The sequence below is a fragment of the Paracoccus sp. L-17 genome (assembly GCF_056857655.1).
On the sequence record NZ_JBSXNM010000042.1, the window covers coordinates 157,287 to 171,589 of the forward strand.

The following is a 14,303-nucleotide window of genomic DNA, read 5'->3' on the forward strand; positions in this document are numbered from 1 at the left end:
CCATCCGGCGGGCTACAGGCTACAACCTGCGCCCACAGGGGCAAGCCCGCGATGATCCCCGCATGGTTCCTGCCCGACGGGATGACCGACATCGTCTTTCTGGTCCTTGTCGCGACCAGCTTCGCGGCTTCGCTGATCACCGTGGCCTTCGGCATCGGCGGCGGCGGCGTCCTGCTGGCGGTGATGGCGATCCTGGTGCCGCCCGCCGCGCTGATCCCGACACATGGCGTGATCCAGATCGGATCGAATCTGGGCCGGGCGCTGATCACGTTCGGCAGGATCTTCTGGCCCGCGATCCCGGCCTTCGCGGCGGGCTCGGTCATCGGCGCGGCGGCGGGAGGTGCCATCGTGGTCAGCCTGCCGCCGGCCTGGGTGCAGATCGGCGTCGGCTGTTTCGTGATCTGGTCGGTGATCGGGCGACCGCCCAGCGGATTGCGCGACTGGCCGCTGCTGGTGGGGGCGGTGTCCAGCTTTCTGACCATGTTCTTCGGGGCGACGGGGCTGTTCGTCGCCACCTATACGAAATCGCATAATCTGCCGCGCCATGCCCATGTCGCCACCCACGCGACGCTGATGACGGTGCAGCACGGCGTCAAGACAATGGCCTTCGGCCTGCTGGGCTTTGCCTTCGCGCATTGGCTGGCCTTTGTCGCGGTGATGATCGCGGCGGGCTTTCTTGGCACGCTGGCGGGAAAGCTGCTGCTGAACCGGATCGATGACCACGGCTTTCGCCGGGCCCTGGACGCGATCCTCATCATTCTGTCGATCCAGCTGATCGTGGCGGGATTGCGAAAGCTGACCTTGTCTGACTGATGCCCGGAGAAAGTCGATGACACGAACCACCCTTGCCCTGATGCCCGGCGACGGCATCGGCCCCGAGATCGCCGCCGCGACCCGCGTCGTGCTGGAGGCCGCGTCCGACCGCTTTGGTCTGGACCTGGCATTCCGCGTGATCGAGGTCGGTTTCGCCGCCCTGGAGGCGACCGGCAGCACCTTTCCCGAAACGGCGTTCAAGGCCATCGAAGGCTGCGACGGGATCGTCCTGGGCCCGGTCTCGCACAATGCCTATCCCACGCGCGAGGACGGCGGGCTGAACCCGTCGGGCGAATTGCGCAAAAGACTGGATCTGTTCGCCAATATCCGCCCCGCCCGCAGCCGCGCGGGAATCGTCCCGCGTGCCGGAACGCCGCTGGATCTGGTGATCGTTCGCGAGAATACCGAAGGCTTCTACGCCGACCGCAACCTTCATCGCGGCCCGGGCGAGATCATGGTGACGCCGGACGTCTCGCTGGCCTTCAGGCGGATCACCCGCGACGCATCGATGCGGATCGCGCGACAGGCTTTCGCGCTGGCGGAAACACGGGGCCGACATGTGACCGCGGTTCACAAGGCGAATGTGATGCGTGTCAGCGACGGTCTGTTTCTGGAATGCTGCCGGTCGGTGGCCGCGGATTATCCCGACACGCGCTATGATGAAAGCCTTGTCGATGCGATGTGCGCCCATCTGGTGCGATCGCCCGATCTCTACGACGTGATCGTGACCACCAACATGTTCGGAGACATCCTGTCGGATCTGGCCGCGGAACTGGCAGGCGGGCTGGGCCTTGCGGCGTCGCTGAACGCCGGAGAAAGAATGGCGATGGCGCAGGCGCAGCACGGCTCGGCGCCCGATCTGGCAGGCCGGGACATCGCCAATCCCGCCTCGCTGATCGGATCGGCGGGGATGCTGCTTGTCTGGCTGGGCGCGCGGCGCGGGGATGATGCGATGCAGGCGGCCGGGGCGGCGATCGAAGCGGCACTGGAAGAATGCCTGACCTCGCCCGGTCACAGGACCCGCGATCTGGGCGGCCGGGCCGGCACGCGCGACCTGGCCCACGCGGTCGGCGCAAGGCTGACGGACAAGACGGTCTGACATCGTTCAGCGCGGCGGCCGTACCGGGGAACCGTCACATCGGCGCGAGCGTTCGCGGCAGATGCCATCCGCCAGACGTGATGTGCAGATGCCACGGAAAAGGATAGAATTGGCGACATGAACAGACGCATCTTCGCCTTCGCGCCCGCCGCCGCCCTCCTCGTTCTTGGTCTTGGCCTTGGCAGCCCGGCCTTGGCCGAAAAGATCCCGCTGAACGAGATCTCTCGCTATCTCAACGGCCTCACGACCGCGACCTCGGACTTTACGCAGGTCAATCCGGACGGCACGATGTCAACCGGAACCGTGTATATCCGCCGTCCGGGCAGGGTCCGGTTCGAATACAACAACGACAAGACACTGGTCGTGGCCTCGGGCGGCAACGTGACCGTCGTCGATCCGAAATCGAACGGCGGTCCGCAGCAATATCCGCTGTCCAGAACCCCGCTGTCGATCATCCTGGCCCGGAACGTCGATCTGGGCCGGGCCAACATGGTCACCGGCTACGCCGAGGCGAAGAATTCGACTGTGGTGACGGCCCAGGATCCCGCCAATCCGCAATACGGCAATATCCAGTTGGTCTTCACCAGTCCGACCGAACTGCGGCAATGGATCGTGACCGACGACAGCGGCCAGAAGACGACGGTGATCCTGGGCGAGATGCGCAAGGGCGTCTCGATCCCGGATTCGAAATTCGTGATGCGCTGAGCCGCGCGTCCGGGACCGATCGCTGTCATCCAGACAGCGATCTTGACCTTTTCGGCGAAAGGCCGCAACGCTGCGGCGAGAACTTGCCGCAGGGGTTATCGCCATGTCGATGTCGGCCCGCCTTTTCACCCCGATCCTGGTCGGCGGCTCGCTGATCCTGCTGATCAATTTTGCGCTGCGGGCCAGTTTCGGCGTCTTCCAGATCCCGATCGGCGCGGAATTCGGCTGGCCGCGCGCCGAGTTCAGCCTTGCCATCGCGATCCAGAACCTGGCCTGGGGGATCGGCCAGCCGATCTTCGGCGCCATGGCCGAACGCTGGGGCGACCGGCCGGCGGTCATCCTTGGCGCGCTGCTGTATTCCACGGGGCTGATCCTCAGCGCCTACGCGACCACGCCCGCGACGATGCAGCTGCTGGAGATACTGGTCGGCTTCGGCATCGCGGGAACGGGTTTCGGTGTCATCCTTGCGGTGGTCGGCCGCGCCGCCAGCGACGCCAACCGCAGTCTCGCGCTTGGCATCGCCACGGCTGCGGGTTCGGCCGGGCAGGTCTTCGGGGCACCTTTGGCCGAGATGCTTCTGGGCCGTTATCCGTGGCAATCCGTGTTCATGATATTCGGCGTGATCGTGCTGACGACGCTGCTGTTCCTGCCGATGCTGGGCGGCGGCCGCCCCGCCGTTCGCAGCGAGATCGAGGAGAGCATGGGCGGCGTCTTGCGCCGCGCCTTCCGCGATCCGTCCTATCTGATGATCTTCACCGGCTTTTTCTCCTGCGGCTATCAGCTTGGCTTCATAACCGCGCATTTTCCCGCCATGATCACCGGCATGTCCGGCCCGATCTCGCCGCTGGGCACGCTGGCCAGCATCGGCATCACCACCACGTCGGCGCTTGGCGCGGCGGCGATCAGCCTGATCGGGCTGGCCAATATCGCGGGCTCGATCTTCGCGGGCTGGCTGGGCAACCGATACAGTCGGAAATACCTTCTGGCGGGGATCTATGCCCTGCGCACCATCGCCGCGGCCGCCTTCATTCTGGCGCCGATCACCCCGGCCAGCGTGGTCGCCTTCTCGCTGGTCATGGGCGGGCTGTGGCTGGCGACGGTTCCGCTGACCTCGGGCCTGGTCGCGCATCTCTACGGTCTGCGCTATATGGGAACGCTTTACGGCTTTGTCTTCCTGTCGCACCAGATCGGCTCGTTTCTGGGGGTCTGGCTGGGCGGGACGATGTACGACATCTATGGCGATTACACACTGGTCTGGTGGGTGGGCGTCGGCGTCGGCGCCTTCAGTGCCCTAATCCACCTGCCTGTTCGCGAGGCGCCCTCGCGACTTTCACCCGCAGCGCAGGCCGCCTGAAACGGCGCCGCCGCCGATCACGGCAGATGGCTGGCAATGGCGCGGGCCAGGGCAAAGACACGCTGCTCCAGGATTACCGGCGTTTCGCAGACATAGGTCAGCGATTTCTGGCGTTCGGTGAAGATGCGCTGATCCCAGTCCAGCGCCTTTTCCTCGGCGTCCATGGCATCGAAGTCGGGATTTTCCTCGGCCTCCAGCCGGGCCATCCGGCTCCGGCGATCCTCGATCATCTTCGCCAGTGCGACCTGTTTTTGACCATAGCGCGCGATCCCGGCGATCAGCGCGCTGCGCTCGGATTCGATCCGGTCGAAAATGGCCTGCATCAGCGCGGTCAGCCGGGCCGCATCGGCATCCCGGGCGAAATCGGCGATGTCCTTTTCGGCCTGCTCGATCGGCAGGCGACGCTGTTCCAGCCGATCGGCCAGATCCGCGATCCGGGGATCCGCCGCCAGGCTCAGCACGGCCTGGTCCGGCACCGGTCCGGCCCAGACCTGACCCAGCGAAAGCCGCGGCTGTTTGGGTTGGATACAGGGCCATGTCGGATCGGTCCCGCTGGCCGCCAGGGCGGGGCCGGCGACCAGACAGGCGATCAGGACCGCAAGGATTTTCATGCTTTTCCCTTTCTGCGGGCCCAAAGGCCCTTTGACGGATCATACATGAACACCGCCCCCGCGAAGAACCCCGCCAGAAAGCCAAGGACCACCGCCAGGGACAGCCAGTTCACCTGAAGATACAACGCGAAGCGGATCAGTTCGACCGCGTGGGTAAAGGGATTCACGGCCGAGATGTCGTGCAGCAAGGTCGAGCTTTCGCCCATCCGCCACAGCGGATAGAGCGCGGAGGAGGCGAAAAACATCGGGAAGATGACGAAGTTCATGACGCCCGCGAAATTCTCCAGCTGGCGTATGGTCGAGGACAGGAAAAGCCCCATCGCCCCCAGCATCAGCCCCGACAGGATCAGCGCGGGCAGCACCGCCAGATAGCCCCAGGGCGGCGGCTGCACGTCCCAGAACCATGCGATCGCCAGGAAGGTATAGACTTGGATGATCGAAACCAGGACCCCCGCAACCAGTTTCGAGGCCAGCAGGAACCAGCGCGGGAACGGGCTGACCAGCAGGGTCCGCATGGCGCCGGTGTCGCGGTCATAGACCATCGACAGCGAGGATTGCATTCCGTTGAACAGCTGGATCATCGCGCACAGTCCCGGCGTCACGTAAACCTCGTAGAGCACATAGGTCTGATAGGGCGGCGTGATCGACAAGCCAAGGACGGCGCGGAACCCGGCCGCGAAGATGAACAGCCAGACCAGCGGCCGCACCAGCGCCGCCAGGAAGCGGCCGCGCTGGTTGACGAAGCGCAGCGTCTCGCGCCGGGCGATGCCCAGAAAGGCCGTCGCCCACGCCGCGGCCGGGAAGGCGCGGTCGCCGCTCATGCCGGGGTGCCGGTCAGGCTCAGAAAGGCCTGGGTCAGTCCTTGCCGGCCGGCAATGTTCGAGGCGCGGCCCCGGCGCAGGATCTGGCCCTGATGCAGGATCACCAGATCGTCGTCGGGCTGGATCTCGTCCATGATGTGGGTGGCCCACAGCGCCGAGACGCCCTGTTCGGCGATCAGCCGGCGGGTCAGGGCCAGCACCTCGGCGCGCGATTTCACGTCAAGGCCGACGGTCGCCTCGTCCAGCAGCAGGATATCGGGGCGGTGAATCAGGGCGCGGGCGATTTCGGCCCGCCTGGTCTGTCCGCCCGACAGGGCGCTGACCCGGTCGCCGCCCTTGTCGGTCAGGCCGGCCTGATCCAGAACCTCGGCGATGCGCACCCGTGCCTCGGCCCGGCCGATCCCATGCAACGCGGCGTGGTAGGCAAGGTTCTGGCGCACGCTCAGATCGGCGTCCAGCGCGCGGCTTTGAAACACGATACCCAGCCGCGCCAGGGCCTGCCGCGGCGCGCGGCGCAGATCGTGGCCGGCAACCCGGATCGTGCCCGAAGTATTGTCGTAGAGCCGGGTGATCAGCGAGAAAAGGGTCGTCTTGCCCGCCCCGTTCACCCCCAGCAGCGCGGTAAAGCCGCCGCGCGGCACGTGCAGCGACACGTCGGTCAGCGCCGCGACGCTGCCGAAGGAATGGCTGACCCTGTCGATGTCCAGTGCGGCGGTCACGAAAGCCCCTACCGGATGGTGAAGACGGCCCGCTGGGTGTCCCCGCGCGCACCGGGAATGGACAGCGTGTATCGGCCCGGCAGAATGGCCACGAAGCTGATCGAGGCGGTGCCGGCCTCGTCGAATTCAAGGCTGTGCACGCCCGTCGGCCGGATCTCGATCCCGTTCACGACGATTTCGTTCACCCAGATCGCGCGAAAGAAATCGCCGCCCGACAGGCCCAGTTCCTGACTGCCATCGGCGTTGATGTCGATCCGGTAATACCCGCCCGAGGACAGCGTGTAATCGCCGCTTGCGACCGGCTGTCCGGCAGCCATCGTCAGCGGCGCCAGATCGGCGCGGTTGTCCGAGGACAGAAGCCCCGCCAATCCGTAATCGAACTTGCCCTTCGCCTCGTGGATGCCGGCGGCCGCGTCCGTCGGTGCCGCGTCATCGTCGTCGCCATCTTCGGGGGCGGTCGGCCCGGACCGGGATTCCCTGGCCGGGGCGTCTGCGGCAGGAACGGCGTCCTGCGCCATGGCGGGCGCGCCCGTCAGGACAGCGGCCATCAGGATCGCCAACAGGCGGGTCGGATTCGGCTTCATTCTCTGCCTTTCCTTTTCTCTGGGCTAATGCGGGCCGGGCGCGATCACCACGCCCCAGGGCTGCTGACCCACGGGAATGGACTTGACGACCTTTTCCCTGGCCACATCGATGATCGAGACGTCGTTGGAGTTGCCGTTCGTGGTGAACAGGTATTTCTGGTCCGGCGTGAAGGCCATCTGCCAGACACGCTGGCCGACCAGCAGGTAATCCCGCACCTCGTCGGACTTGCCGTCGATCACGGCCACGCGGTTGGCGGGGCCAAGCGCCACGAAGACCCTGCTGCCGTCATCGGTGACGCGGACGCCGACCGGCTGGATCGCTTCGGGCAGCACACCGGGAATCTCGAATCCGATCTTGTCGATGATCTGCTGGGTGGACGGGTCGATGACGCTGACCGTGCCGCCGATCTCGGCGCTGACATAAAGCTTGGTTCCGTCGCGATTGTATTCGGCAAAGCGCGGGCGGCTGTCCACCAGCACATTGGCAAAGATCTGAAAGCTTTCGGTGTCGATGAAATGCGCCATGTTGGTGGTTTCGGAGGTGTTGATCACCACCCTCCCGTCCGGGCTGACGCCCATCCCCTCGGGCTCGACCCCGACCGGGATCTCGGCCAGCACCTTGCGGGTTTGCGTATCGATCACCGTGACCAGGTTGTCGTCCTCGTTGGCGATGTAAAGCGGGTTGCCCGACGGGTGCAGAACGAACAGTTCCGGGTCCGGCCCCGACGGCAGCGTATACAATTCCTCCATCGTCTCGGGGTCGAAGACCCGGACCAGATCGTCGTCCGAGGCGCAGACATACAATTTCGTGCCATCGGGGCTGATGGTGATGCCGCGCGGGCGGTTGCCGACCGGATAGGTGCCGATCACCTCCTGCGTGTCGCTGTCCAGCACCGTGACGTCGTTGCTTTTTTCGTTGGTGACAAACACGCGGTTGGCCATCGCCGGGGCTGCGGCCAGGCACAGGACGAGGGTCGGAAGATATCGCATGGCGCCTCTTTCAGAACGAACATTCGGTTTCGGGACGGTCGATGCCCAGGGTATCGAGCTGGCTGACCTGGTGAAGGTATTGACCCTGCGGGCTGACCGAGGCCATCAGATCGCCGGTGGTCAGCAGGATCGGCTGGCGCAGCTGCTGATCCCAGTCGCGGATGGTCAGCTTCTGCCCCTTGAAGCCGGCGACCTCGAAGCGGTCGGACAGCAGGAAGTCGCGCAGAACCGCCGGATCGGCCGAGCCGGTGCGCGTCGCCGCCTCGCCGATCATGCGCAGTGCCAGCCATGTCTGGTAATCGACCTCGCGCATGGGGCGGCCTGCCAGTTCCTCGAACCGGTTCTGGAACTGGCTCGCGCCCCAGGCCTCCATCGCGGGATGCCAGGTTCGCGGCACCAGCCCGGCGGATCCGGCGACAGGCCGCGGATCCCAGGTCTGATAGGGCAGATAGGGGGCGAAGACATCCGAATCGTCGGCCGCGATCATCACGTCATAGGCCGGCGCCCGCTGGGTGAAGACCGGCATCTGCTTTTGCACCTGCACATGCCCGGAATCGGTGCGCCTTGCACCGCCGGTATCTTCATAGACACGAGTTTCGACGATCTTCGCACCGAATTTCGAGGCCGCGCGCCGGTAGGCGTCGGCCAGATCGGTATCGGCGGGATGGCTGCCCTCGACCAGGAACCAGCGCGGCCAGTTCTTCCACATCAGGAACTGCGCCAGGGCGTCGGCGATCATCGCATGGCTGGGCGCGACATGGATGATGTTCGCCCGGCAATCCGCGCCGCGCAGGGCGTCGCCGCGCGCGCGGGCGTTCAAAATCGTCGCCCTGTCTCCGGCCCGGTCGGCCAGTGCCAGCGTGGTCTGGTCGTCGGCCAGCACGACGATGAAGGCAATGCCGGCGCCGATCAGGCTGTCCAGCGCCGCATTCGCCCCGTCGGGGCCGGTTGCGACCTCTTGGGCTTCGAAATCCTGACCCATGAAGCGACCGGTCGTGTCATTATCCTCGATCGCCAGCCGCGCGCCCGCAAAACCCAGGTCGGCCGTCGGCAGTTCCAGCCGCGAGATCGGGCGCAGCGTCTGCGCATCGACACGCAGCACGGCGGCGCGGATCAGCATCGGATCGGCCGCCCGCTGCGCCCACACCGGTGGCGCCAGCAGCACGACCGCGACCAGAAAACCCGTGATTGCCCTGATCATGCTCCGCTCTCCCCGGATCATCGTGGGCGCAGGGCAGCGTTTGGGCAAGCCTGTTTATCTTCCCGCCGGCACCGGGAACTTATGGCTAAGCCTTTGGTCCTATGCCTTTTGTCCGAGGGCGCGGCGTCTGCCGCCCGCGCCGTCCCCGACGCCGCCACGCGCGGGATGATCGATCGTTTCGGCGTCGTCACGGCGTGACAGGAACGGCCGCGACGAGATCGGCATCCGAAGCCTGTTGCCATTCATCGGTTCCGCCCGGGAACCATTTCACCGCGTCATAGCCCATGGCCACGGCGCGTTTGGCGGCATTCCAGCTCATCCAGCAATCGGCCCGGCAGAAGATCACCAGCGGCGCGGATCTGTCGCCGCCCGAGGCGCTGGCCAGGCCGTTCCTCAGCCGCGCTTCCTCGTCCGGGGAAAGGCGTTCATAGCCGGTATCCCAAAGCCAGATCGCACCGGGGATGGTGTCGTGGCGCGGCTCCTGCCAAATGGTGCCTTCGGGCAGATCCTGGGGTTTGCGGGTCCGGGGATAGACGTCGATGAAGGCCGCGCCCTGGTCGTGCAGGTCGATCGCGCGGGCGGCATCGATAACCTCGGCGCCCTGAAGGCTGGCGGGAACGGGTGCCCCATAGGGGGCGCCGCGATAGCCTTCGGGTTCGGGAACCTCGGCGCTGGCCGAAGCGGCGAAAGCCAGCAACAGCGCCATCGCCCAGCGTGTCATGGCAGCAGTTCCTTGCCGTAATCGTCCACCAGAGGCACGCCCGCCTCGTGCAGCACCTGATTGATCTCGTCCTGACGACGGCGGATCAGGCTGTTCAGTTCGCGCTTCCATTCCTGTTCTCCCTGACGCACGCCCATCGTGATCCGGTAGGCCATCTTCGGGCCGGTGGTTTCCTTCAGCAACGGGGTGAATTGCAGATCGGGATCGTCCTTGACGCGCGGCCCGGCCAGCGGCCCCCACAGCACGGCGGCGTCATAGGTGCCGTCGCGGACGCCTTGCAGCAGGTCACCGACCGGATCCTTGACCCTGCGATCCACGAACAGATCGGCGCCGTGCATGTTCTTGGCCAGCCCCGCCCGCGCCATGATCGTGGCGGGGGGCGAGCCCGCGACGACACCCAGCGGCCGATCCTTCAGTGCCGGGTCGGTCAGACGATCGACCGAGGCCAGATCGCTGTCCTTGCGGGTCACGATGCCGAAGACCGAGGTGTAGTAATGGTTCGTGTTCTGCACCAGCTCATCGCCCTGCGCATAGCCCATCACCACGTCGCAGGTTCCGGCGCGCAGCGTCTTGGTGATGAAGCCGATGCCCGAGGGAAACCAGGTATAGCTTACCGGCTTGCCCAGCCATTCGCCGAATTTCTCGGCCAGCCGGTTCTCGAAGCCCGATCCGTCCTTCATCGACATCGGCGCATTGGCTGGATCGGCGCAGACCCGGAATTGCGTGGTCGAACGCAGATCGGCGACCTGCGCGGCGGCGGGCAGCGCGCCGCACAGGGCCAGGATCAGCGCCGGCTTGGGCCAGGGGAAGCGGATCATCGGATCACATCGACATGCAGGAATCTTCCTGCGCGGTGAATGCCTCCGATTTCGGTCCCTTCTTCGCCGGGCGTCCCCGCGGCAATTCGTCGGTGCCGCGCGCCACCAGATAGGCCCAGATGTCATCGACATAGCACCAGACGTTCTTGTTGGTGCCGAAAGCCGGCATGACCTGATTCTGCGCGGTGTTGACCTGCTTCTTGCCAGAGGCGACGATCTGCTGGAACTGATAATAGTCCAGCCGCAGGACCGAATTCTTCAGGGCCGGCGCATAGGTCGAACCCTCGCCGTCCGGGCCGTGGCAGACCATGCAATTGGACGTATAGCGGCGATAGCCGTTGAAGGTCGCGAAATCGACCGTGCCGTCCTCGGCGATCTTGAATGTCGGGATCCCGTCGGCGTTGAACCAGCGGCCGTTTTCTTCGTAATCGGGGGTGATGTCCATGCCGTTCGGCAGGGTCGTCGCGCCCTTGGCCAGATCCACCGGCTTGTCGCTGACCGTGCCGCCGTTACCGGTTGCCGCGTCCTTGCCATCCTGCGCGGCCGGAGCTGCGGCCTGTGCATTGCCCGACGTTGCGGCGGCAGCCCCCGCCCCGGCCTGCGCCGGATCGACGGCTCCGGTGCCGGTGCCGGTGCCGGTGGTCGTGGCGGTGGCATTTCCCGACGTGGCGGCGGCCGCGCCCGCGCCGGCCTGCGCCGGGGGCGGTGTGGTGGCGTCCGTCGCTGCGGTCTGCGCGATGGCCGCGCCGGCCAGCGATACGCCCAGGATCAGCGCCCCCAGGCTGGTGATGACTTTCATGATCGTCGTCCTCCCAATTCTCATTTGCCTGCTCTCCCCAGACAGAACCGCCCCAGTCTATCGCTGGGGCGGCCCTTTCACAGATCAACCTCGTCCGTGCGGAACGAAAGTATTAGCCCTTCGTCTCGCCCGCAGCCGGCTTCGGCTCGGCCGCCGGGGCGTTCGAGGCCACGTCGCCGGGCAGTTCGAACACCGTCAGCTGGCCGCCCAGTTCGGTATAGTCGCTGAGCGCGGCATAGCCGCCCACGGCGCCCAGACCGTCATTGGGGTTGGTCAGACCGGCCGCAAGCCCGATGCCGGCCCAGCCGCCGACGCCCGACAGCACGCCGATATATTGCTTGCCGTTGCTTTCGTAGGTCATCACGTTGCCGATGATGCCGGACGGGGTCTTGAACTTGAACAATTCGTCGCCCGTTTCGGCATCCACCGCCTTCAGATAGCCCTCCAGCGTGCCGTAGAACACGACCCCGCCCTTGGTGGCCAGAGCGCCGGACCAGACCGAGAACTGCTCGGGCAGGGACCACTTGATCTCGCCCTTGACGTTGTCCCAGGCGATGAAGTTGCCCATGCCGCCATGGCTGTTGGGCGCCGGATACATCGACAGCGTGGCGCCGACATAGGGCTGACCGGCGGTATAGGCAACGCGGAACGGTTCGTAATCCATGCAGACGTGGTTGGTCGGCACGTAGAACAGGCCGGTCTCGGGCGAATAGGCAGCCGGCTGCTGGTCCTTGGAGCCCAGGGCCGCCGGGCAGATGCCGGTCGAGTTCACGTCCTCGCCGTTCTGCTCGGTCGAATATTCGGCCACCACCTGCGGGCGCCCGTACTGGTCGGATGAAGGATCCATGTTGACCTCGGTCGCCCAGTTGACGGCCGGATCGAATTTCTTGGCCACCAGCAATTCGCCCGTTTCACGATCCAGCGTATAGCCGAACCCGTTGCGGTCGAAATGGGTCAGCAGCTTGCGGTCCTTGCCGTCGAACTGCTGGTCGGTCAGGATCATCTCGTTGACGCCGTCATAGTCCCATTCGTCATGCGGAGTCATCTGGTAGAACCACTTGGCCATGCCGGTATCGGCATCGCGGGCCATGATCGTCATCGACCACTTGTTGTCGCCCGGGCGCTGCGCGGGGTTCCATGTCGAGGGGTTGCCGGTGCCGTAATAGATCAGGTTCAGCTCCGGATCATAGGAATACCAGCCCCAGGTCGAGCCGCCGCCGATCTTCCACTGATCGCCTTCCCAGCTGTTCAGGCTGCTGTCCTTGCCGATCGGCTTGCCCAGTTCCATGGTCTTTTCGGGATCGACCAGCATCTCGTCGTCCGGTCCGGTCGAATAGGCTTTCCAGACTTCCGAACCATCCGACAGGTTATAGGCCGTCACCCGGCCGCGAACGCCGTATTCACCGCCCGAGACGCCGACGATCACCTTGTCCTTGACCGGCAGGACGGTGGCGGTATTGGTCTCGCCGCTGGCCGGATCGCCGGTCTTGACCTTCCACTTCTCTTTGCCGGTCTTTGAATCCAGGGCCACCAGCGTGGTGTCGGCCTGATGCAGCAGGATGGTGCCGTCGGCATAGGCCACGCCGCGGTTCACGGTATCGCAGCACATCACCGCGATCACCTCGGGATCCTGCTGCGGTTCGTAGCGCCACAGGATCTTGCCGTCATTCTTCAGGTCCAGGGCGAAGACGTTGTTCGGGAACGGCGTGTGGACATACATGATGTCGTCCACCACCAGCGGTCCGCCCTCGTGCCCGCGCAGGACACCGGTCGAGAAGGTCCAGGCGACGCGCATGTCGCCGACATTGTCCTTGGTGATCTGGTCCAGCTCGGAATAGCGCGTATTGGCGTAATCGCCGGTCTGGATCGCCCATTGCTTGGAATCGTCGATCCGGCTGGTCAGGTCTTCGTTGGCGAACGCCGCGGTGGCCGTCAGCAGCAGGGCCGCGGCCGCGCGGTTCAGCAAGTGTCTCATCGATTGTTCCTCCGCTCTTGGATCAAGGGCCGCGGAACTGTCCTCCCCCCGCAGCCGTCCATAGAAGACAGTCTTGGATGCAGCCGACCTTGCGTCAATCTGCCGCCATGCCGCTTGCCCCTAAAGTCTGATGGCAAAGCGGCATGGCGTTCGGGAATGTTCGGCAAGGCGATCAGCCCAGCCGATCGGCGTGCCACATGACGTGATCGGCCATGAAGGTCTGCACGAAGAAATAGCTGTGATCATAGCCCGGCTGCATCCGGAACCAGCCCGGCTGGCGACGTGCGATCATGGCCTGGGCCAGGGCCTCGGGTTTCAGCAGATCCAGAAACTGGTCGCTGCTGCCCTGATCGATCAGAACCTCGCCGGGATAGCCCTTCTCGGTCATCAGAACGGTCGAATCGTGGGCACGCCAAGCCGCCTCGTCATCGCCCAGATAGGCCGAGAACTGCTTCCGGCCCCAATCCGAGTTGCTGGGATGGGCGATGGGCGCGAAGGCCGAGACCGAGCCGTAGCGGTCCGGATGCGTCATCGCGATGGTCAGGGCGCCGTGGCCGCCCATCGAATGCCCGGTGATCCCCATCGCCTCGCGGTCGATGGCGAAATTGTCGCCAAGCAAGTCGGGCAGTTCCTCCACGACGTAGTGCCACATCCGGAAATGCGGCTTCCACGGATCCTGGGTGGCGTTCACGTAAAAGCCCGCGCCCTTGCCCAGATCGAAGGCCTCGTCATCGGCCACATCCTCGCCGCGCGGCGAGGTGTCGGGAAAACAGATGGCGATGCCGGCCTCGTCGCACCATTGCTGCGCGGCGGCCTTGGTCATCGCGTTTTCGTGGGTGCAGGTCAGGCCCGAAAGATACCACAGCACCGGAACCCGTCCGAACTGCGCCGCCTCGGGCAGGAAAAGGCCGAAGGTCATGTCGGTCCCGGTGGCTGCCGAACTGTGCCTGTAGACCCCCTGCGTCCCACCGAAGCTGCGGTTTTCTGCTACCGTTTCAAGGCTCATCCGATCCTCCGTGATGTTCGGGATGGCCGCCCGCTTGCAGCGGGACGGCCGCGCCGGCCCATCAAGACCGGAATCCGGCATGCCGAC

General features: G+C 65.4%; 14 protein-coding genes and 1 pseudogene. 4 read left to right on the forward strand and 11 right to left on the reverse strand.

Annotated elements, in window-relative coordinates; translation table 11 throughout:
• Positions 1-51: 51 nt before the first annotated feature.
• The 4 genes from AC13CR_RS12895 (at position 52) to AC13CR_RS12910 (ending at position 3,971) form a co-directional block, all read left to right on the forward strand.
• Complete coding sequence (locus tag AC13CR_RS12895) at positions 52-813, forward strand: sulfite exporter TauE/SafE family protein (protein ID WP_292950698.1); 762 nt, start codon at positions 52-54, stop codon at positions 811-813.
• Positions 814-829: 16 nt separating this feature from the next.
• Positions 830-1,912 carry an isocitrate/isopropylmalate dehydrogenase family protein gene (locus AC13CR_RS12900; RefSeq protein ID WP_446232728.1) on the forward strand — a complete coding sequence of 361 codons (1,083 nt, stop codon included), beginning with the start codon at positions 830-832 and terminating at the stop codon, positions 1,910-1,912.
• Positions 1,913-2,029: 117 nt separating this feature from the next.
• Positions 2,030-2,617, forward strand: coding sequence for a LolA family protein (locus tag AC13CR_RS12905; RefSeq protein WP_292951243.1), 588 nt, complete (start codon positions 2,030-2,032; stop codon positions 2,615-2,617).
• A 103-nt stretch (positions 2,618-2,720) separates the two neighbouring features.
• On the forward strand, positions 2,721-3,971 hold the full coding sequence (locus AC13CR_RS12910) for an MFS transporter (RefSeq protein WP_292951246.1): 1,251 nt from the start codon (positions 2,721-2,723) through the stop codon (positions 3,969-3,971).
• Positions 3,972-3,988: 17 nt separating this feature from the next.
• On the opposite strand, the gene AC13CR_RS12915 is transcribed toward AC13CR_RS12910, so the two are convergent.
• From AC13CR_RS12915 to fghA, 11 genes and pseudogenes are all read right to left on the reverse strand, one after another.
• Positions 3,989-4,582 carry a hypothetical protein gene (locus tag AC13CR_RS12915; RefSeq protein ID WP_292951249.1) on the reverse strand — a complete coding sequence of 198 codons (594 nt, stop codon included), beginning with the start codon at positions 4,580-4,582 and terminating at the stop codon, positions 3,989-3,991.
• Positions 4,579-5,403, reverse strand: a complete 825-nt coding sequence (locus tag AC13CR_RS12920) for an ABC transporter permease (RefSeq protein WP_292951252.1) — start codon at positions 5,401-5,403, stop codon at positions 4,579-4,581. Before AC13CR_RS12920 ends, AC13CR_RS12915 begins: the two co-directional genes overlap by 4 nt.
• Positions 5,400-6,122, reverse strand: a complete 723-nt coding sequence (locus AC13CR_RS12925; RefSeq protein WP_292951255.1) for an ABC transporter ATP-binding protein — start codon at positions 6,120-6,122, stop codon at positions 5,400-5,402. The genes AC13CR_RS12920 and AC13CR_RS12925 overlap by 4 nt, the downstream gene beginning before the upstream one ends.
• Positions 6,123-6,130: 8 nt before the next feature.
• Positions 6,131-6,706 carry a cupredoxin domain-containing protein gene (locus AC13CR_RS12930; RefSeq protein WP_292951258.1) on the reverse strand — a complete coding sequence of 192 codons (576 nt, stop codon included), beginning with the start codon at positions 6,704-6,706 and terminating at the stop codon, positions 6,131-6,133.
• Positions 6,707-6,730: 24 nt separating this feature from the next.
• Positions 6,731-7,696 (reverse strand): YVTN family beta-propeller repeat protein, encoded by a 966-nt coding sequence (locus AC13CR_RS12935; RefSeq protein WP_446232433.1) that lies wholly within the window; start codon positions 7,694-7,696, stop codon positions 6,731-6,733.
• Between the two features lie 10 nt (positions 7,697-7,706).
• A complete protein-coding gene (locus tag AC13CR_RS12940; protein WP_482900848.1) occupies positions 7,707-8,897 on the reverse strand; it encodes an ABC transporter substrate-binding protein in 1,191 nt (396 codons plus the stop codon).
• Between the two features lie 187 nt (positions 8,898-9,084).
• Positions 9,085-9,618 carry a PQQ-dependent catabolism-associated CXXCW motif protein gene (locus AC13CR_RS12945; protein WP_292951264.1) on the reverse strand — a complete coding sequence of 178 codons (534 nt, stop codon included), beginning with the start codon at positions 9,616-9,618 and terminating at the stop codon, positions 9,085-9,087.
• Positions 9,615-10,436 carry a quinoprotein dehydrogenase-associated putative ABC transporter substrate-binding protein gene (locus AC13CR_RS12950; protein WP_292951267.1) on the reverse strand — a complete coding sequence of 274 codons (822 nt, stop codon included), beginning with the start codon at positions 10,434-10,436 and terminating at the stop codon, positions 9,615-9,617. Before AC13CR_RS12950 ends, AC13CR_RS12945 begins: the two co-directional genes overlap by 4 nt.
• A gap of 4 nt (positions 10,437-10,440) precedes the next feature.
• Entirely contained in the window at positions 10,441-11,235 is a 795-nt protein-coding gene (locus AC13CR_RS12955) for a c-type cytochrome, methanol metabolism-related (protein ID WP_446233808.1), read from the reverse strand.
• A gap of 178 nt (positions 11,236-11,413) precedes the next feature.
• Positions 11,414-13,210: pseudogene (locus AC13CR_RS12960) on the reverse strand (methanol/ethanol family PQQ-dependent dehydrogenase); the annotation flags it as partial.
• A gap of 172 nt (positions 13,211-13,382) precedes the next feature.
• On the reverse strand, positions 13,383-14,216 hold the full coding sequence (fghA, locus tag AC13CR_RS12965; protein WP_292951273.1) for an S-formylglutathione hydrolase: 834 nt from the start codon (positions 14,214-14,216) through the stop codon (positions 13,383-13,385).
• Positions 14,217-14,303: the final 87 nt, after the last annotated feature.

What these genes read in the sequence shown, in the direction of transcription:
- AC13CR_RS12895 (WP_292950698.1), top strand. Translation starts at nt 52, where the DNA reads ATGATCCCCGCATGGTTCCTGCCCGACGGGATGACCGACATCGTCTTT.
- AC13CR_RS12900 (WP_446232728.1), top strand. Translation starts at nt 830, where the DNA reads ATGACACGAACCACCCTTGCCCTGATGCCCGGCGACGGCATCGGCCCC.
- AC13CR_RS12905 (WP_292951243.1), top strand. Translation starts at nt 2,030, where the DNA reads ATGAACAGACGCATCTTCGCCTTCGCGCCCGCCGCCGCCCTCCTCGTT.
- AC13CR_RS12910 (WP_292951246.1), top strand. Translation starts at nt 2,721, where the DNA reads ATGTCGATGTCGGCCCGCCTTTTCACCCCGATCCTGGTCGGCGGCTCG.
- AC13CR_RS12915 (WP_292951249.1), bottom strand. Translation starts at nt 4,582, where the DNA reads ATGAAAATCCTTGCGGTCCTGATCGCCTGTCTGGTCGCCGGCCCCGCC.
- AC13CR_RS12920 (WP_292951252.1), bottom strand. Translation starts at nt 5,403, where the DNA reads ATGAGCGGCGACCGCGCCTTCCCGGCCGCGGCGTGGGCGACGGCCTTT.
- AC13CR_RS12930 (WP_292951258.1), bottom strand. Translation starts at nt 6,706, where the DNA reads ATGAAGCCGAATCCGACCCGCCTGTTGGCGATCCTGATGGCCGCTGTC.
- AC13CR_RS12935 (WP_446232433.1), bottom strand. Translation starts at nt 7,696, where the DNA reads ATGCGATATCTTCCGACCCTCGTCCTGTGCCTGGCCGCAGCCCCGGCG.
- AC13CR_RS12940 (WP_482900848.1), bottom strand. Translation starts at nt 8,897, where the DNA reads ATGATCAGGGCAATCACGGGTTTTCTGGTCGCGGTCGTGCTGCTGGCG.
- AC13CR_RS12945 (WP_292951264.1), bottom strand. Translation starts at nt 9,618, where the DNA reads ATGACACGCTGGGCGATGGCGCTGTTGCTGGCTTTCGCCGCTTCGGCC.
- AC13CR_RS12950 (WP_292951267.1), bottom strand. Translation starts at nt 10,436, where the DNA reads ATGATCCGCTTCCCCTGGCCCAAGCCGGCGCTGATCCTGGCCCTGTGC.
- AC13CR_RS12955 (WP_446233808.1), bottom strand. Translation starts at nt 11,235, where the DNA reads ATGAAAGTCATCACCAGCCTGGGGGCGCTGATCCTGGGCGTATCGCTG.
- fghA (WP_292951273.1), bottom strand. Translation starts at nt 14,216, where the DNA reads ATGAGCCTTGAAACGGTAGCAGAAAACCGCAGCTTCGGTGGGACGCAG.